Source organism: Vibrio quintilis (genome assembly GCF_024529975.1).
Taxonomy (GTDB): Bacteria; Pseudomonadota; Gammaproteobacteria; order Enterobacterales; family Vibrionaceae; genus Vibrio; species Vibrio quintilis.
This window is the reverse complement of the sequence record NZ_AP024898.1, coordinates 1-20,031: the sequence shown is the minus strand read 5'-3', so window position 1 is coordinate 20,031 and position 20,031 is coordinate 1. Positions and strand designations below refer to the sequence as shown.

The window sequence follows — 20,031 nt, the reverse complement described above, 5'->3', positions numbered from 1 at the left end:
GAATTAAAGTAATTGATCGAATATTCAATAAGTTATCAAGAAAAGACAGAGATAATTTTCAGTTAATTTCATTCGGGTTATTGTATGCGCAATCAGTTTACATTTTCCTTCACCCAAATATTACTCAACCGATATCTCGCACAAGCGCTGCAAGTCAAGACTTCCCCATTACCATGAATCCGCATCACGATATCCGGTCTTTTCTCTCTGGTACTATGCCTGACCCGGATATGCAAATACGTCTCATCAACTGAAAATGGAAAAAGCGTTTCATCACCATTCGTCTTCATCAATACTTTTGCGTCTTTGAAAATGAGTTGATCATTATTATACTGATTAGAATAAACACCATTGAAATTGTATGTTTCTTCATTCAACCAACGTTCTAATTTATTCTTTAAGTCACAACCAGATAAACACAAGGAAGCGACAATAATCAAACTCGTGATTAACCGTTTTGTGCAATACACTGCTCGCTTCATATTCCCTCCCTCATCACCATAGCCATGCCCTTCATACTTCAGAGCCTGACGCTTTCAGGAAAGATCTATCCGTTATACAGTCTCACACGATACGAAATAGTTTCCAGAAACAATCAACTGTCAGCAATGAAGCAGATTCAATGTATTAATATATAAGCATAGAAAACTTTTGCACAGACTCAATATCGAAAGTATCCGGTATAATAATTAACCACCATCTGCTTACAGTGTATACCCATTCAACCAGAAGACACACTATTGGCCAGGTTGATCCGAGAACAAAACAAAGCACTTATTAAAAAATCGCATAAGTCTGATTTACACTGTAAAAACAGCAGCCAGTTAAACTAAAACGTATCAGGAAATTCTGGGTTCAGTAAAAGACAGAGCAGAAGGGATATTTTGATGATTACAAACACGGCAAAAACATTGTCTTTCCAACTTGTAATAATGATTGCCTTGCATGAGTGAACTGATAAAAGATTGGATGACTTGTAAACGGGAGCAATGGTCGCTTGGACTACGTCGCATAATAGATTTATGAGGTGTGATTTTTTGACAAACCGGGCAATACGCCTTGACCATACAACCTCCGATACACTCAAAACCAAAATGTATTAAGAAAGTGACATTTTGTCAGAAGTCGATACAAATTCAGTGATAAGCTGCACAAATCGAACAAAATAATGATATTTTTCACAGTATATACCCAAACAACCTGAAGATGCAGGTTTCAGTGAGATTTGTCAGGCTCTGAGACAAGGCACTGATTTGAAGACATAGTCATTCTACGTTGAAAATCAGTAACGCCGTATCAGAGCCTGACAAACTCACCCGTAGGGCGTGAGCTGAAAGGCACATTTCTGCGTCAAGAGAATTTGAAAGGTGGGTACATTCCTGCATTCCCTTTCCTTGAACTGCACCTTTCGGCTGCACGCTGAACCCTGCATCTTCAGGTTGCTTGGGTATAAGACAGGAATAATCCGGCCTTATTTTTTAAGACCGGATTATCGGCAACAAATGCTAGTCGAATTCTTTCAACTGATTCAGGTAGGTTGCATGCTGTGCCTGTATCATCTGATCGGGTTCTTCAGAGAGCAGACTAAACAACACAATGGCAATTGTAGAAAAGATCATTCCGGGAACAATTTCATAAATATCAAAAATGCCGCCGGATAACTGTTTCCATATCACAATGGTGATACCACCCACGACAATTCCGGCTAACGCACCATTTCTGTTCATACGCGACCAGAATAAACTCATTACTAATGCCGGACCGAATGCCGCCCCAAATCCAGCCCATGCATAAGAAACCAATCCTAGTACTGAACTATCCGGCGTCATGGCAAGAATCAGTGCCACAACCGAAATAATAATGACGGAGATCCGGCCAACAACAACAATCTGCTCGGAAGATGCATTTTTATTGAGTACCTGTTTATAAAAGTCTTCTGCTAACGCAGATGAACATACAAGTAACTGAGAATCAGCCGTACTCATTATGGCAGCCAGGATAGCAGCCAGAAGGATACCCGCAACCACAGGGTGGAAAACAGCATTCACAAGGATCATGAAAATCTTTTCGCCATCACCCAGTGTCAGAGTCGGGTGGTTGGTCACATAAATCAGCCCGATGAATCCCACCATAACAGCGCCAAACATTGAAACAGCAGACCAGCCAATCGCAATTCTGCGGGCAACACCGATGTCTTTGTTGGATCGGGTTGCCTGAAAACGGGCCAGAATATGAGGCTGCCCAAAATATCCTAATCCCCATGCAGCAAGGGAAATAATCGCGATCAAGGACAAAGGTTTACCATCCATACCATGCCAGAGGGTTAATAATTCAGGATTAATATGCATCAGTTGATCATGCACATCGCTGAAACTCCCTTCCATCGCTGCAATCGGAACAATTAATAATGCCGCAGCCATAAGCAGCCCCTGCACCAGGTCCGTCCATGAAACCGCCAGAAAGCCACCAAATAATGTGTATGAAACAACACAAACGGTCCCGACAATCACAGCAGTCGAATAATCTAATCCAAAAACAGTTTCAAATAACTTACCACCGGCAACTAAGCCCGAACTGGTATAAAAAAGGAAAAACAGCAAAATAAAGAATGCTGAAATACTCTGGATCAGTTTTGAATTGTCATTAAATCTGCGGGAAAGAAACTCAGGAATCGTAATCGAATCCGTTGTAATACTGTAGGTCCGTAACCGTTTTGCCGCGATTAACCAGTTAATCCAGTTCCCGATTAAGAGCCCGCCGGCAAGCCATAGTGACTCTATACCTGCCGCATAGGTATAACCGGGAAGGCCGAGCAATAGCCAGCCACTCATATCCGAAGCGCCGGCAGAAAGAGCAGCCGGCCAGGGGCCTAAAGAACGCCCACCCAAAAAGTAATCCGTTGAGTTTTTCGTTCGTAAGTATGCATAAACCCCTATCGATAACATCAAAATCAGATATACGATAAAGGTTGATGTAATAGCAAAGCTATTCTCCATATATATTTCCTCGTTTTATAGATCGCCTTCCCTGTGTTCCAGCCTGTGGATACAACGATACATCTAGTGTGGGGAATGCCCCACTTCAAGTAAGGAGGCGTTGCCCCCAATTGCAGTAATATTAATCGTGCGGGTTCGTTCAGTCGCAAAGCGCAAAGACAGATACGGATCATGTGCAACAGGCAGATTTTCCATATCCGTCTCAGAAACCAGACCCACAATTGCCCCGTGGCGCTGCGCTAAAGCCCGGTTCAATTGTTTTTCATCTGATTCGTTTCCGACAAATCCAACACTCCGGATATCAGAAGAAAGCATCGTCATACCCGCTTCTTCTGATACAAACTGAATTAATTTTTCAGGTATATTTATTGATGTCATCACAGGTTTCAGTATGGAGACGAATGTATTGTCATTACTGGAGATCACCACACTGTTTCCGGTAATAAGCGCCGAAGACAGCAATGCAATTCCGGCAGCCAGAGCGCTGTCAACGCTGCTGAGAAACAAAACAGAAACGCCTCGTCCGGACATGTAAAGCTCATTCGTTTCACCTGTCGGCCCGTGCAATTCCTGGCAAACTGAAGTCAACGGTCTGGCAGCTTCCAGATGGAACTGCATCATTGCAGCTAATTGTTTATCCTGCGCTTTTAATTGTTCAGCACAGCAGCTTAAGATCTCAAACCGTTGTTCAAACTCAATAAGATTCCAGTATTTCCATGCTGTATGCGCATCAGAAAAGCAGATTAATTCCATAGTCATCATCTCCTGTTTATATCTGACTAAAACGAGTCTTCATAAAACGGTGTAAATAATACGGACCACCAGCTTTTGGACCGGTTCCTGAAAGACCTTGTCCACCAAATGGCTGAACACCGACAACGGCACCCACCTGATCTCTGTTGATATAACAGTTTCCGATACAGGCGTGTTTTTCAATCCAGCGGTAAGTTGTTTCATTTCTGGAATGAATTCCCATCGTCAGACCATAGCCGGTATGATTAATATCTTCGATCACCTCTTTTAACTGACTCGCTTTATAACGTACAACATGAAGTACCGGACCAAATGTTTCTTCCTCTAATGCACTGATACTATCAATCTCAAATGCTGACGGCGGAACAAAGTATCCCTTTTCACATTCATCAGGTAACGATACCTGTTTAATCAATGACTGTGTTTTTTTCATCTGCTCAATATGGGCAAATAGTTTTTCTCTTGCATGCAGATCTATCACCGGCCCCACATCTGTGGAATGCAGACAAGGATTCCCAACAGATAACTCCGCCATTGCTCCCCGGATTAAAGTAATAATTCTGTCAGCAATCTCATCCTGAACATACAGAACTCTTAATGCGGAGCAACGCTGACCGGCAGAAGCAAATGCCGAACGCATCACATCCCGGACAACCTGTTCAGGTAAAGCGGTACTATCAACAATCATCGCATTCATTCCGCCGGTTTCAGCAATCAGTGGAACAGGTGCCACATCGCGTTCTGACAATGTCTGGTTGATGCTCTGAGCCGTTGCCGTCGATCCGGTAAATGCTACACCGGCAACTAATGGGTGACGGGTTAAAGCCATACCAATATCGGCGCCTTTTCCCGGTAATAACTGAATAACGCCAGCAGGAAAACCAGCTTCCAGCATCATCTCAACCGCACGGGCAGCAATCAGAGACGTTTGCTCTGCCGGTTTTGCAATCACCGTATTGCCGGTAACCAGTGCTGCGGTAATTTGTCCGATAAAAATAGCCAGCGGAAAGTTCCAGGGACTAATACACACAAACACACCACGCCCTTCCAGCGTGATACGACGCGTCACCAAATCAAAACCCGGAATATCTTTAGGTGCCATGGTGTGAATCCGGATGGCATAGTATCGGCAAAAGTCAACGGCTTCACGAACTTCATCGATACAATCATGAATGGTCTTACCAGCTTCGAGATGGCATAACGCGACCAGTTCTGCAAAATTCTCTTCCAGGATCCTGGCAAACTGAACGAGTTTCTCAGACCGGAAATCATAACTGGCTTCGCACCAGGAAGGATAAGCTTCAGCGGCAATCTGAACAGCTTGTTCCACCTGTTCCTCTGACGCCATGATCATTTGTCCGGCTTCAATTGTCCGATCATAAGGTGTCATCATCTTTTCGACCGGTTCACCCGCCTTGATCATGCTTTCGAACAAATTAATGCCATTGATCACCGGAGCAGCAGTCCAGCGGAACTTCATCCATGGATTGACCTTTAACTGAAAAGGCCGCAGTTCACTTTCAATATCAATATTAATTCCATGAGAATTCAGTCGGTTAGCATAAATTTCGGGGGGTAATGCAATTTCAGTATTTCTGAAAATTTCGTGGCGTTGTAATGTTTCAACCGGATGTTCCGTCAACGCACTGACCGGACAGCGGGCATCAACCAGACGATGTACAAAAGAACTGTTTGCGCCATTTTCCAATAAACGCCGGACAAGATATGGCAGTAAATCTTTATGATTTCCGACAGGTGCATAGATCCGGACAGCCTGTCGGTACATCTGCATCGCATAGTGGAAAAGCCCGTCTCCCATGCCATGTAACCGCTGAAATTCAAAATCTTCGTGAGAAGCCATCACAGCAACTGCGGTCACGGTCTGGGCATTGTGGCTGGCAAACTGAGGAAATAAGCGTCCTCTGATATGTTCACTCAATAAAAAACGGGCGCATGCCAGATAAGAAACATCTGATGACTCTTTTCTGGTATACACCGGATAATCAGAAAAACCGCGTTGCTGAGACAATTTAATTTCACTGTCCCAATAAGCCCCTTTTACCAGGCGGACCGGAATCAGGTCTCCTTGCTCCGCAGATAAACCCGCCAGCCAGGTCAATACCGGCAAGGCCCGCTTAGAATAAGCCTGTACAACCAGCCCCAGTTTTCCCCAGCCTTTTGCTTCCGCACTATGATACAACCTGGCAAATAACTGCAGAGATAATTCGAGCCGATCCATTTCTTCTGCATCAATCGTTATCCCGATATCAAGTTCTCTTGCCCGTTTGATCAGGCGAATTAATGACTGATATAACTCAGTCATGACCCTGTCATGGTTTGCAGCTTCATATCTGGGATGAAGTGCAGATAATTTAATCGATAATGATGGCGCCAGCTTCGGATCAGCAGAATGAGGTTTCCCCCCGACAGATTCAACAGCAGACAGATAATCATGGAAATATTTATCTGCATCAGTCGTGGTCAGTGCCGCTTCACCCAACATATCAAATGAGTAGGTGTATCCTTTCTCACGCATCGGAAGGCCGTTTTCATGCGCTTCCTGCATCGTCTGACCCAGAACAAACTGATGACCCATAATTTTCATTGCCTGATTCATCACCTGACGAATCACGGGTTCTGAGAATTTTTTAATTAACCGGTTCACTGCATTGACGGGATGAGTACTTTCAATATCAGATATACCAATCACTTTTCCGGTAATCATCAATCCCCAGGTTGACGCATTCACAAACACAGAATCAGAGCTGGCCAGATGAGATTTCCAGTCAGCGACACTCAGCCTGTCCCGGATAAAAGCATCTGCCGTCAACGTGTCCGGAATCCGCATTAAGGCTTCAGCCAGACACATCAAAAGAATGCCTTCCTGCGTATCAAGACTGTACTCCAGCAGCAATGCATCAATCATCTGAACAGATTTTTTATCAGCACGAATCGCTTCTATGAGTTCAGTTGTTTTTTGCGTAATTTCCTGTTTTTCATTCTCAGTTGGTGTCGCGAGGGGTAAAAGTTGCTCAAGCCATTGTGATTCATCCACCATATACAATGGGGAAATCAGCGACCAAAGTTTATCAGCTGACTGCTCAATAAACTCAGGTCTTAATACATCCATTGCAATAAACATATGTATTCCTCTAACCTCTTCCTGTAGCTGATTATCAACAATAGCTGGCAGTGTATTCTGAGTGGAGAAATATTACTTGTCAAAAAATCCGGATATTTTGCTGAAAAATCCATTTGTTAACAAAATACAAACACAATCATTATAAATAGTTTTCACCAGAGTTACGTTATTGAATCAAGTATGATGAACAGGAATCGGAAGAAAACCAGAAAGTTCTCCATGAAGCAGATATGGAGAGAGAACGATTCGGCGACAAAAAGCTGACGCCAAAGTAATGAAGTATACCCAAACAACCTGAAGATGCAGGGTTCAGGTTGCTTGGGTATAGAATGAAGAAGAAACAGTCTTTAATCTGCAGAATGGAAACGCTTCTTATAAACCGAGGGTGATATACCCTGCAAGCGCGCAAATACATGTGAAAATGTACTCTGACCAGAAAACCCTGTAAGTTCAGCAACCTGACCCAGGCTATAGCCACCTTGCTCAATCAATACCTTTGCCGCTTCAATTCTCTTTTGCAGAATATATTGATGCGGCGTGATCCCAAGCTGAGCTTTAAAACGGGAATGAAACTGACTTTCTCCCAGAAAAACACTCCCTGCCAGTTGGGTAATTGTGATACGACGCGCAATATTATTTTCGATATACCTGTCAATGGCTGTCAGATCAAAGCGCGAGTCCTGTAATTTGGAGAGATGACCTGAAATATGCCGGAACAACATCATGACTAATGTATCGTGACAAGCTTTACTTAACAGCGCGTCGTCAGGAAATGACATCATTTCCTGCGATAACAAACGGATAATTTGGTTCAGATGTCCATCAATGTGAAAGTACACATCCGAATGAGACAGCTCATAGAGGTATTGGAGTACAACCGGATGATTGTCAGATGGTGCCGGCAGATTTAATACCAGGACATCTGTTTGTCCGCTTAGTCCGCCAAAAGCATGATTGACACCCGAAGAAACAATACACCCCTGGCCTGGCCCGACCCGGTTTCCATAACCGCTGATTTCAAATTCACTTTGCCCTTTCAAACCAATGACTATCTGAGCATAACCGTGATCGTGACAATGCATATCCGAAGGTAATGTCAGCACTTCAGCAGGTTTTGGTCTGCTTTCAATGATTGATAATCTCTGTCCTGACATCCGCAACCTCCGTAATAACCCACACTTCCCGCCGGAAAAATAGCTTTCACCCGGGCAAATATTAAGTAAAGAATTGTAATTTATCTACAATTCAGACCTGCCACTCCTGTAAAATACTTAAGAAACAACAACCTCTTATCCTGACGTATTAAGCTACGCTGAAATCAGTCCCGGATCAATTTCAATCCATAATGAATGAAGATTGTTATCAAAGCCCCTTACAATTAACAACAATATCAATTAGCATGACTGTGGAACAATACTAAAACGGCCATGAATTACGGGCAGTGTTATCCGGAATAAAAAGAGTTCTGAGATTCCTGCTAAAAACTTGCATATTTTCTTATAAGGCCCAAAATGGAAGTTGCATATTGTAAAATATACAAAATCAGAGACCTAAGTTGCATTTTGTACAATTCATGGCTCTAATATACTCAGAATTATGAGATAGTTACTTTGTAAAAAAACTGTCAATTCTTACTTTCTCCACAGAGTGGCTGTGGCTTAATTACTTAATTGTTGCAGGGACCTATGATAGTACGTCACATTCCAGCGCTCTTGTTCGCGCTCTGCCCATTATTGAGCTCAGCATTTGTATATGCTGATGAACCCAATGTCTCGCAGGAAGATCCTGTTACGACTATTGAAACAAAATTGAATATCAAGCAAGACGAAATAAAAACAACATCGTCAGAATACGATGATGAAGTTGCGAAGCTTCAGCAAATGAAGAATGAGCATGAACGTCTGAAACGCGAAGGAGATGCACTCGAAACGAAAAGAAACAGAGCAAAGTCTGATCTGGACAAACAATATAGTCGTCTTCTTGAAGATCCCGATACAGATTTAGTTACATTTCAGAAAAAGTATCAATCTGTGTGGGCTGAGTTGAAAAAGAACCAGTCAGACAGCCTTGATAATGACCAGGCGATGACAGAAACCCAGATGCGTCTGTCGCAGATGAAGCAAAAAGTTGCCCGTCTGAAAAATGAATACGATAACCTCAAAGAAGCAAAAGTTCAGGCACGAATTAAGCGCATTAATTCAGAGCTCCTGGAAACAGAGGTTTTAGAAACACATTATAAAACCACCTGTTCAACAACGATGACTTTGGGTGAATGCTCCAGTCAGGGAATTTATCTGACTAAACAAAAAGCGGTCGCTACATTTCATGATCGTATCATTGATAGCCTGACTGAATCGATTTTAGCGAAGCAAAATCTGAAAAATGTTGAGCTGAATATTTCAGTCAAAGACAGCCAGATTTTATCCAGAGGTTTCCAGGGCAATAACGATTACTACACACAAATCAAAGCCCAGTTACAGGCAAGACCAGAAGTCACTGCCGGGTGTAAACTGCTTGGGGTATCGACTCGGTATTGTTTACAGGGCAAGAAAACCTATACGCCAAGAAAAGATAAACAGTGGGCCAATGTAACCATTCGTTCGGATCAGTTTCAGGATTCAGTAAAAGTCGATGGTGTCAGCTATGGAAGTACACCAGTTGAAATTGTACTTCCTCATGGTCGTCATCAGTTTACTGTATCTAAAGACGGATATGAAACATACAACCAGGTTATAACTATTAATGGAAATGACACGGTGTGGGTGAAACTTCGTCCAAACAAAGAAAGTTAACCACCTGATAAAGGTGATTATTTCTGGCCAAAGTTCACAAAGGTGTGGTTATAACGCCATTTTGTCTGTAAGTTAATATTATATGACTTACGACCAAATGGCGTTTTCGTTTACAATGGTCAGACAACTCGATAATCCAAAAGATTGAAGTATAGAAGAATGCGACAAGGACTTAAGGCTTTATTACTGACTTTTTCACTGAGTATTGCCCTTTCGGCTCATGCTTATGCTGAAGAAAAAGTACCTTCCAACGTTAAAGAAAATCCTGACTCAGTGATGGATATCGATGATGCAATTTTCAGTAAAAATACCGAACTGGAAAACGCAGAAAAAATCCTCAGAGACCAACAGCTGAAAGTATCTAATCAGCATTCAGAGCTTGACCGGTTGACAAAACAGGCCCGCGAAATCGATAAAGTTTTACACAAAACAAAGCAACAGCTGGAAAATGCCTACCAGCAGATGATAACAAATCCAAAACTGGATATTACAAAATTTCAGACCGCTTATCAAAACGCCTGGTCAAATCATAAACAGAACCAGAAAACCCGCTATGAGTTAGAGAAAACGCTCGAAGAGCAGGAAGGTTTATTAAAAGATCAAAAAACAACTGCCATTCTGATAAAAAAGAATATTTCAGACCTGAAACAGACCCGGCTGAGAGCAAGAGCGAAACGATTAAAAAATGAGCTATCTTTAGTCGGTACTCAAAAGGTCAGTTTCACAAACCGGTGTAATCCATCAATGACGATTCGCCAGTGTGAAGCACAAACAACCAAGCTGGCTTTGCAGAAAGCGGTGAAACAATTCAAAACATCCTTACTTCATCAAACCACAGAAAATAAAACGGTTCAAAAAAACGCACCACATGCAGCTTTAAATGTTCATGTACTCAAGCATCAAATACTACAAACCGGATTTAATAATGCGAGCCGTTACAAAACGATTATTGAAGCACAGCTAGAAGCCAGACCGTCAAATGTAACTGTATGCCAGTTGCTGGATATTGGAAAACAGTACTGTCTTTTCAAATCCGATAACAATCAACAAAAAGAAATTGCCTGGTTTAATTTGAACATCCGCTCGAACATTTATGATGATCAGGTCACCATTGATGGTATTTCTTATGGGCATACGCCGTTGTCTCTGACGCTCCAGGAAGGATTACATCAGATCAGCGTCACAAAGGATGGATATATTCCATACCACAGCTCGGTTAAGCTAAGCTCGGATTCTTCAGTCAGAGCCGTCTTACAGGAAGAACGGAATCAGCTGAAAACCGGATTCAGATTTGCAGATTCACTATCCAATAAGGTAAGCGGGCCTGAATTGATCACAATTACTCCCGGTAAATTTTTCATTGGAGAATATGCATCATCTCAGGTTATCCTTGATCATGCTTTCGCAATTTCATTGACTCCTGTGACAGTTGAGATGTTCAAAGTCTTTGTTAAGAAAACAAATTATCAGTCAGATGCTGAATTAATGAAGACATGTACGGCAATGATAAATAACCAGATGGCGCCTCAATCAGGACATTACTGGAGAAATCCGGGCTTTAAACAGTCATCTGAATCACCGGTTGTATGTGTCAGTGTTAATGATGCAAAAGCATTTACACGCTGGTTATCTAAGGAAACAGGTTTCACCTACCGCCTGCCAACCGAAGACGAATGGGAAATTGCAGCAAGAGCAGGAACTCAGACCGATTACTGGTGGGGAAATAAGTTTGAATCAGGCCGGGCAAACACTGGCTGGGGAGGAACTTATTGGTCCAATAAGAGTACATCGCCGGTGAAATCATTTTCTCCGAATCCTTTAGGCTTATACGATGTGGTTGGAAATGTTTGGGAGTGGACCAGTGATCCTCAGGGCATCGCAAAAGGAGGAGCCTGGAGCTTTTCACCACAAAATTCGACATCGTTCAGCCGCTTGTTCACTTCTCCATCAACCGCTGCAAATTACATTGGTTTCCGTATTGTTCGTGAAATTAAAGAATATTAGATTAGCGGCTACATCAAACATCAATCAAAAAAGGAAAGAGCTCAACTCTTTCCTTTTTTTACAGGTGACAATACGACACTGAAATCAGGGTGCAAGCCGCTCAACAACCCATTCATTACCGTTTTTCGTATACAAAAAACGATCGTGCAAACGATGCTCTCCCCCCTGCCAAAACTCAAAACTTTCCGGAATAATTCTATATCCCCCCCAGAAGTTAGGGACAGGTACTTCGCCTTGTGCGAACTTCTGCTTCAGTTCTAAAAACTTTGCTTCAAGAATACCACGGGCAGAAATCCGGCTACTTTGATGGCTGGCTATCGCAGCAATCTGACTATCTTTAGGACGTGAAGCAAAATATTTAAAGTTCTCCATTGCCGATAGTTTTTCTGCTCGTCCGATAATATGTACCTGACGCTCAAGCATATGCCAGGGGAAATGAACGCTGACTTTATTGTTATGCTGAATATGCTCTGCCTTCCGGCTTCCCAGATTTGTATAGAACACAAAACCATCTTCACCTGAGCTTTTTAGCAGTACTATCCGCTGAAACGGTTGCCCATCCTGATCAACTGTCGCAATCGTCATCGCCGTTGGATCGGATAAATTGGCATGAATTGCCTGTTTGAGCCAAAAATCAAACTGTCCAAACGGGTTTTCGTTTAAATCCTTTCTTCTTAAACCACCCTGAATATATTCCCGACGAATATCTGAGAGTTCCATATTCAATATCCACTCCTGATTTTTTCGTGATTTTGCGCCTTTCATATAAAGAACTCAAGCGTAATGTTTAACTGCATACAAAACCAGAACAAACGACTGTCATCCAAACCATGACAGATAAACTCATCTCATATAATGCACAAGATATATACCCAAACAACCTGAAGATGCAGGTTTCAGTGAGATTTGTCAGGCTCTGAGACAAGGCACTGATTTGAAGACATAGCCATTCTGCGTTGAAAATCAGTTACGCTGTATCAGAGCCTGACAAACTCACCCGCAGGGCGTGAGCTGAAAGGCGCATTTCTGCATCTTCAGGTTGCTTGGGTATATACTTAATGATGTATGAAAGTTCAAATCATATCAGAGAAAAATGTTGATACATGGTGAGCGACTATGACTTTATACAAACAAATAGTAACCGGGATGACGGCCTTATTTATTCTATTGCTCAGTTCTGTCTCCATTATTGAATTTGAAATGACACGTTATCATCTCGAATATCGCCAACAATCAGAAGTCACGAACACAATGAATGCCCTGAGTCTGGCTTTAACGCCTTACCTGAGTGATAAAAACTATACTGCAGTCGAGTCTGTGTTAAAAACATTACTTGACGGAAATACTTATTCAACAATCAAGCTGAAGTTCGGTCATAATCAGCCACCGATAGAACATAGCTATCATATTCAACCTGACAAAGCTCCTGTATGGTTTTCTCACTCGGGATTATTTCAACCCATCAGTCAGAAAAAAACACTGATATTGAATAAGACGGTTTTGGCCGAGATAGATATTATATCTTCACCAAATGAAGCCTATAATTCACTTTGGAATGCCCTCATTCGTATTGTCATTGTTTTCATCTGTATTTTTATACTAGGCTTAGTGTTCACTCTTTTAATCATCAGGCATGCTTTAAGGCCATTACACGCTATTTCCATGAAAATATCTCAGATAAGCCGTGGACAGTTCCATGGAACAGATTTGCCAAAATCATCAACCAGTGATTTAAGTTCTGTGATTGAAAACCTGAATCAAATGTCTTCAAAAGTTGAAAGAGTAATGATTACTCAAGAAAGAAAAGCTGATAATCAATGAAGAGACAGAAGCAGGCAAAGAGAAAAGTAATAAACGGTAAGCAGATAATAACCAGCCCTGATAAAAACTATCAAGGCTGGTTCATTAACCTGATTCAGAAACGACTTGCGGGGCTAAATCATCTTCGTTAAACAATGAAGTACATTTAATATTATATTTATTAAAAGAAAAAACACTGGCACCATGAGCGCGTTTGGTCATGATTTTTTCATCACCAAAACAAACTGTTACGTGACCAAATACTTTATTTTTTGCAGTAACGGTATTCAAATCAAGCAGAGCATCAAACTCCTCAGTAAAACGTTCTACAGCCTCTTTCGCCTTACTCATTTTCTCTTCTGTTTTTTGTTTTAACCCGGCAATTTCAGCAGCTTCCGTTTCATTGCGGTCATGTTTCGGTTTCTTGTTAAAATCGAGCTCACGACGTACAGCATTCATCGTTTCTTCCTGAGCTTTACTATAAGCATTCTTCTTCTGATTTAGTTTTTCCCGGTAACTGGCATATGAAGCAAAAGCTTCAACTAGCGTCGGTGTATCACCTTCTACACCAAGGTTGTAACACACAACGGCATTACCAACTCTGGCAATACCACCACTTAAAGTACCTTGTGATTCCTTACTATCAAGTACAACTAACTCATGTCCACAACGAATGTTATTACCAATACTATAAAGTGCCAGATGAATATCAGCCTGAGCCTGTAGTTCAGCATTTTGCGCATAATTCGCTTTAATCGTACTACCGGATTTCACGATACAGGTCTTTGTTTCATCATCTGAAGCTGTCGTATGACCAATGATTCCTTTCCCAACAAGAATATCGCCCTGAGCCTGAACATCGGCGGATTCTATAAACCCGGCAACGGTGATTGATCCAGTCGCACGCACAATCATTCCCGGATCAATATTTCCGGTCACAACCAGTGATCCTTTAAATTTCACATGACCCGTACCAACACTCACACTTTGCATACAAAGGGCATTATCAATATCTACCGATTTTTCCTTGATAATCGGCAGACCTGAGGTACTGGCAAGTAAAAGATTCGGATCTTTCATTGAAATTTCCGTTCCTTTACCCGATTTCAATACTGAGTTACTACCAGGTTTAGAAGCTATTTCCTTGCCCAATACGGTATATCCCGGAATACCTTTTGTTGCAGGAACCCGGCGCATCACTTCATCACCTTCACCGACAGTAATTGTTTCGCCAAGGTTTCGCATATCCAGCTTACTCGAATCAGACTTACGCTGAGGTGCTAAAACCCGTTTTGTCACATCTTCAACTAGCGGCATAAATTTTTCATCGGCGCCATCAACAGCAGGCTTTCCCTGTGCGACAGGCTGAATAAATTCTTCTCCCGCTGAAAGATTTCTGCTCATGACAAGTACTTTCTTTAAAGCAATCTTATTAATGCCTTTCGTCACACGAGCATCAGCCAATGCCTGAACAATTTCACTTCCTCTCAGTCCACGGCCGCAATAAGCCCCAATGACGACCATGTTTGCAATCATGCCATCATCTTCGACCTCAACAGTAACACTCGCGTTTTTCTTTTCAGCAATACACAAGCCTTGAAAAGCCTCCCCCTTGCCTTCATTCGCAAAGTTGATAAAACTCTCCAATGTCTCATTATCGAGATAAAATGAAGATGCACCCAGTGCTTCCAGCGCTTCACTAATTCCCGTCTTTGATAGTTTTCTTTCGAGGCTATCAGAATCTTCAAGCCTTGCAATCACAGAATTACCATCATGAGTCATCGATAAAATCTGACCCCACATACATCATTACCCCAATGACATCCTAACCAACTCAAACCAAAACTCTCATTCTTCACATCCACAAAAAAAGTATTAACATACTAAACAATAGCCAGTTTATACTTTTATTCATGGCTATCACGAATGTGGATAAAGAACTCTGCATTATATATCCATTCAGTCCTAAAAACTGTTACATATGCAACAACAAATATAAAGAACTGTCAGTTTATATATCTAAAATATATATTATTACAACATCAATAACACTGTAAAATATATATCATGCAAATTTACACTGTAAATGATAAACAGGACAAGATCTCTATTTACATTGTAAATTCAATATTAATCTCTTTGTATGCTCCCTGAGATAAGACTCAATCGTTTTTCTTCCAGGCAAACACGTGACAGCAGCGACATCAGACCAGGAACGATTCTGCAGGATTTTCATAATCATTAAATCACTTACCAAAGAAGATGACAAATATGGATATGCGCCAATCAGAGCACGAATCCAAACAGCGACACTTTCATAATTAGCCCCTCCCCGGGCATAATTTTCCAATAATGAAAAAGGTACGCCATCCATAGGAATTGCAACCGATACAGAGAGCAAAAGCCGAACAACGGATGGTTCTAACTGGCAGAATTCTGAATGAAGTGTATGCAGAAAATAGTAGGAAAACTGAGTTCTCGCCATTGGAAACCAATTTTTAGGACATTGCTGAATCATTAATACTGAATAACAACCACTACTTTGATCCCGCCGCGAACCTAGTTTAACCGGAATAAATTTCTGCTGTATCCAGAAGCGTAACAGCTCATCTGAAGCACCAAAACTAGTTGCAACGTAATCACTGTCAGATTGCGAAATACAGTGGTTCAATATACGCCTGCCCAAGCCCTGTCTTTGTAACTGAGGATGAATAACAATTCGCATAATTCTGCAACATGTCTCTTTTCCGGATTCAACAAGGCCTAACTGATTCATCAGTGTTACAGGAACAAGATGGCCTTTAGGACGGTGTATTCCCTGCCTGATATTCTCAACAGCAGATGAGGTCAACTCACCTTCATTGACCGTCAAAACACATCCTAAGCAAATACCATCAACCTCAGCAATAAAAAGTGAAATTCGATCATCAGAAAGGATTCTCATCATATCATTCGGGGAAGTCTGATAGTGAGCCTGCGTAAGTAAAGCAAAAATTTTCGCAAAAAAAGCTACAGAAGAAAACAATACTTCTTTCTTCACATATCGATATTGAATCTCTTCAATGTCAATCTCACTTGTGATCTCTGGTAAATCAGCATCCAGCAAAAAAGTCCGAAACTGCCATTTTTCAAGTCTGTCACCATCAGCCCAGCGAATGGGTTGAGATAAGTGACAGTGACGAAACTGAGGGCGAAAATCTTTCAACCAGTTAAGAAACTTTAAAGTAAACCCACGACCACAGCCTTCATAACCATGAATAGTTGTTGAAAAAACGATACGATTATAAGTCCGGGTTAGCTGCTGCAGAACGGGAACAGGAATTGCGGATGCCTCATCAACTAATAACAAATCAATCTGAGGAGCCGTTCTCAAAAGTTCATCCGGCGGTATATAAATGAGTTCAGCCTGCTCCCGGCATACTTTTTTAGTCAACTGGCCATAGCTACCAGTATCGAGAAGACGCTGTGCATGATTAAAAATAACTTTCACCGCCTGTGGAGATGGTGCGGTAATTACAATTTTGATTTTCATCCTGCGCTGCATCAATTCGGCCGCTGCAATTCCCAACGCACTACTTTTCCCCCGCCCCCGGTCAGCAGTGATAACGAGTGGTCTTTTACTGTGCCCCTCACTCACATGAATGATTTGTTTAATCATATCTTTCTGTTGCTGATATACATCTTTTTCTTCTTGTTTTGGTAAGTCTGGCAAGTTTGGTAACGCTTCATTCTGGATAATCACGAACAACTCATCCAGTGCTCTGGACAGCCATTGAGATGCAAGATCCTGCGTTTGATGAGTCAACGGATGGATGAAAACTAATATGCCACCGCCAGCCAGTGTTCCAAGAAGTGCGTTTAAATTATCTGCATCAACACCTTCTGATAAATCAACAATCAATAAGTAACACTCCTGACCTAAAAAATGTCGCCCTTTTACAATATCGATTTGATCAATATCATTTCGTGCAGTCCCACCTAATTGCAAACAGCGCTTTCCACTATAACAAAGAATAATGTCTTGCAGTCGGGTATCGATCCACCCGGGCTGGCCACGTAACACTAACCCGGCTCTCTGCTTCGTATTCAAAAGAAGAGTGTTTAACTCAGAAATATATTGGCTAAATTCAGACATATGGTTGGTACTTAAAATAGGATGCAATAACAGCTCACCATGATGAACCGTGACTATTCGCATAAACTAACATGTCCGTGCGAATTTGTCAGAGTCTGATGAAATGCTGAGCCAGGTTTGCGATAAAAACCAGATAATGATGTTCAGGAAGGAAGGCTGATCAATGAGAAAAGAAAAAACCCAACGCATTGCATTGGGTTCGATGGACAACTATTTAAGCTTTTCCTGCAAAAAAACCAATATTTCATCCATTAGCGGATCGTCTATTTTCTTCATATTCAGCACCAAACGATTGCCCTGACGGACATAATTCACCCGGTTTTTTATCAACTCAACTTTCTGTGAAGCGTTTTGTTGTGAAGGAGGTGCTAATGATTCAATCCAGTTTTCGAGCGTTTCGGTCACGTCTTTTGTTAAACGAGCCACGCCCTGAGCCTTGCTTTGCTGCCATACAAATCCGTCTTTTGAATGACATTTTTCAAGTAATACCGTTTTTTGTGAATCATCCAAAGCACTAAACTGTTTATGAAGTTTCACAATTGTAGGTCTTCCTAACTCAACAACATTCGGATAAGCCTGCAATAGTTCGAGTGGTAAATCAGCCGCTTTTAATGCCCCACTCACTAATGCTTCACTGCACTGAAACATTTTGGCCAAAGCTTTTTGATCTTCTGCTTCACCACTTTCCAGTTTTGTCAGCATTTCTTTCCCTTTCTCATAAAGAGATAAAGGCTTATGCGCGTTTGCAACATCAGAAAGAAATTTTGCATGTTCCTCATTGACATTTTCAGCAACATAAACCAAAAAGGGTTGGTCAGCTAAAATACAAGCCATCCGCCTGCGGCTGCCATCGAGCACTTCAATTTTACCATCTGATGCTTTACGCCCAACAGCAGGATATTGCTGTCCTCTTTCTCTGAGCGTAGATAAAATATCTGACAAAGCATGCTCATTCAGAAAAGCCTGTTCCCGTGAATTTTGCTCAAAAACCACAGTCTTTGTCGCCACATCTTCAGCTGGAATCGTCACTAATTCAAAAGTAACCTGTGTTTTTCCGGCAACAGCTAATTCAATATATTGAGCTTTTTCTTTCACTGCATGCTGAGCTTCCTGAGGGGTAGTCGCCCGACGTTTATCTGCTTTTCCGAATAATTTAGCATTTAGCTCAGATGTTTTGATCGCCATTTTTTCTTACCCTTGATTTAGTGATGGCCAATTTGAATGTAATACCCGCTCAAGCTCTAAAGCACTTTTCTGTACTGCATCCTGTGCTGTAGCCAGTGTTTTTTTACCACCTTCAAAATCACCTGAAGTCAAATCAAAAACGGTACTATAAGTATCAGCACAAGTTTCAAATGCACGGCTTCTGGGTATGGTCGCCATCATCACTTGTTCACCTAATAAATAATTCATCTCAGTTAAAACAGAAACCTGCTTCTTGTTATCATCTTCAAACATTGTTGGAACTAACCGCACGAACTCGAGCCCTTTCCAGTCTTCAGGAAACATCTCATATACAGTGGGCAAATGTTGAAAAAAGTTAACCGTTGATGCCCAGTCTAACCGTTTGGCAGCACATGGAATTAATAACGCATTTGAAGCATACATTGCATTCCATACCAGAGGATCCACATGAGGCCCTGTGTCGATCATAATGATATCAAAATCATCAATGATTTTATCAATTAGTTTTTCCTTCAACAGCCGGACAATATCCAAAGACTGATTCTGAGATAAGTACTGCCACGCCTCTGCATTAAACATAGCATCTTCAGGAAAAGCGGAAATTGTTTTTAAATTCGGATACTGAGTATCCATTAAAACATTTTTATGGATAAATGAACGATCGACCGATGTCTCTTCCGGAACATTGTCGAGCATAATATCAACCGCAGAGAAAATACTTGTATTCTCCTCCAGACTAACCTGAGGGTTGAGGAACAGGCGAAGAGAGCCCTGAGGGTCAAGGTCAATCAGACAAATACGATAACGTTTATCCAGATTCAGTGCCAAACAAGCTGCCAGATGAACAGCAGTCATCGACTTACCCGTTCCACCTTTTTGATTTTGAACATTAATGACCCAGGGATTATTTTCATGGCTATTCTTACGTAAATGGAACTTTGGTACATTTGCCGCGTCCATCAACATATGTGCTTCAGATAAAGAAATAGAATAGTGATTGGCATTATTTTTGGTAAATTGATGCCCCTCACTTTCCATTTTAGAAATGGCTTCATCCAGTTTTCTTCGGGTCAATCCCGAACGCGTCTCCATTAATGCTTTAGACATAGGCGGAAATGGTTCGTCATTTCTCTCTTCAAGAACAATCTCAATCCTGTCTGCCTGAACCTGTTTGGTTTGCTCTGCTAATTGATAGAGATTATCTATCGTCAATTCTCTCTTCAT

At 41.6% G+C, this 20,031-nt stretch carries 13 protein-coding genes; 3 read left to right on the top strand and 10 right to left on the bottom strand.

Features of this window, described 5'->3' with window-relative positions; all coding sequences use genetic code 11:
• Positions 1-92 precede the first annotated feature (92 nt).
• The 5 genes from OC443_RS18895 to OC443_RS18870 all read right to left on the bottom strand — a co-directional run bounded on the left by OC443_RS18895 (position 93) and on the right by OC443_RS18870 (position 8,045).
• Entirely contained in the window at positions 93-482 is a 390-nt protein-coding gene (locus OC443_RS18895; RefSeq protein ID WP_073579451.1) for a hypothetical protein, read from the bottom strand.
• Between the two features lie 1,023 nt (positions 483-1,505).
• Positions 1,506-2,996, bottom strand: coding sequence for a sodium/proline symporter PutP (putP, locus tag OC443_RS18885; protein WP_073579453.1), 1,491 nt, complete (start codon positions 2,994-2,996; stop codon positions 1,506-1,508).
• Positions 2,997-3,059: 63 nt separating this feature from the next.
• On the bottom strand, positions 3,060-3,749 hold the full coding sequence (locus tag OC443_RS18880; RefSeq protein WP_234976313.1) for a 1-pyrroline-5-carboxylate dehydrogenase: 690 nt from the start codon (positions 3,747-3,749) through the stop codon (positions 3,060-3,062).
• Positions 3,750-3,765: 16 nt separating this feature from the next.
• On the bottom strand, positions 3,766-6,891 hold the full coding sequence (gene putA / locus OC443_RS18875) for a bifunctional proline dehydrogenase/L-glutamate gamma-semialdehyde dehydrogenase PutA (protein ID WP_073579455.1): 3,126 nt from the start codon (positions 6,889-6,891) through the stop codon (positions 3,766-3,768).
• Positions 6,892-7,238: 347 nt separating this feature from the next.
• On the bottom strand, positions 7,239-8,045 hold the full coding sequence (locus OC443_RS18870) for an AraC family transcriptional regulator (RefSeq protein ID WP_073579456.1): 807 nt from the start codon (positions 8,043-8,045) through the stop codon (positions 7,239-7,241).
• A 531-nt stretch (positions 8,046-8,576) separates the two neighbouring features.
• Between OC443_RS18870 and OC443_RS18865 the strand changes: the two genes are divergently transcribed.
• Together OC443_RS18865 and OC443_RS18860 are read left to right on the top strand one after the other, a co-directional pair.
• Positions 8,577-9,683, top strand: coding sequence for a PEGA domain-containing protein (locus OC443_RS18865; protein WP_073579457.1), 1,107 nt, complete (start codon positions 8,577-8,579; stop codon positions 9,681-9,683).
• Positions 9,684-9,842: 159 nt separating this feature from the next.
• A complete protein-coding gene (locus tag OC443_RS18860) occupies positions 9,843-11,687 on the top strand; it encodes an SUMF1/EgtB/PvdO family nonheme iron enzyme (protein WP_073579458.1) in 1,845 nt (614 codons plus the stop codon).
• Between the two features lie 84 nt (positions 11,688-11,771).
• Here the strand turns inward: OC443_RS18860 and pdxH are convergent, their stop codons facing one another.
• Positions 11,772-12,407, bottom strand: coding sequence for a pyridoxamine 5'-phosphate oxidase (gene pdxH, locus OC443_RS18855; RefSeq protein WP_073579459.1), 636 nt, complete (start codon positions 12,405-12,407; stop codon positions 11,772-11,774).
• A gap of 396 nt (positions 12,408-12,803) precedes the next feature.
• On the opposite strand from pdxH, the gene OC443_RS18850 reads away from it, so the two are divergent.
• Entirely contained in the window at positions 12,804-13,508 is a 705-nt protein-coding gene (locus tag OC443_RS18850; protein WP_073579460.1) for a LapD/MoxY N-terminal periplasmic domain-containing protein, read from the top strand.
• 84 nt (positions 13,509-13,592) lie between these two features.
• Here OC443_RS18850 and OC443_RS18845 read toward each other — a convergent pair whose 3' ends face one another.
• The 4 genes from OC443_RS18845 to OC443_RS18830 form a co-directional block, all read right to left on the bottom strand.
• Positions 13,593-15,290: a DUF342 domain-containing protein gene (locus OC443_RS18845; protein ID WP_073579461.1), complete on the bottom strand. Its 1,698-nt coding sequence runs from the start codon at positions 15,288-15,290 to the stop codon at positions 13,593-13,595.
• Between the two features lie 304 nt (positions 15,291-15,594).
• Positions 15,595-17,685 carry a GNAT family N-acetyltransferase gene (locus tag OC443_RS18840; RefSeq protein ID WP_083601493.1) on the bottom strand — a complete coding sequence of 697 codons (2,091 nt, stop codon included), beginning with the start codon at positions 17,683-17,685 and terminating at the stop codon, positions 15,595-15,597.
• A 147-nt stretch (positions 17,686-17,832) separates the two neighbouring features.
• Positions 17,833-18,807, bottom strand: coding sequence for a ParB/RepB/Spo0J family partition protein (locus OC443_RS18835; RefSeq protein WP_073579462.1), 975 nt, complete (start codon positions 18,805-18,807; stop codon positions 17,833-17,835).
• A 6-nt stretch (positions 18,808-18,813) separates the two neighbouring features.
• Positions 18,814-20,031 (bottom strand): ParA family protein, encoded by a 1,218-nt coding sequence (locus tag OC443_RS18830; protein WP_073579463.1) that lies wholly within the window; start codon positions 20,029-20,031, stop codon positions 18,814-18,816.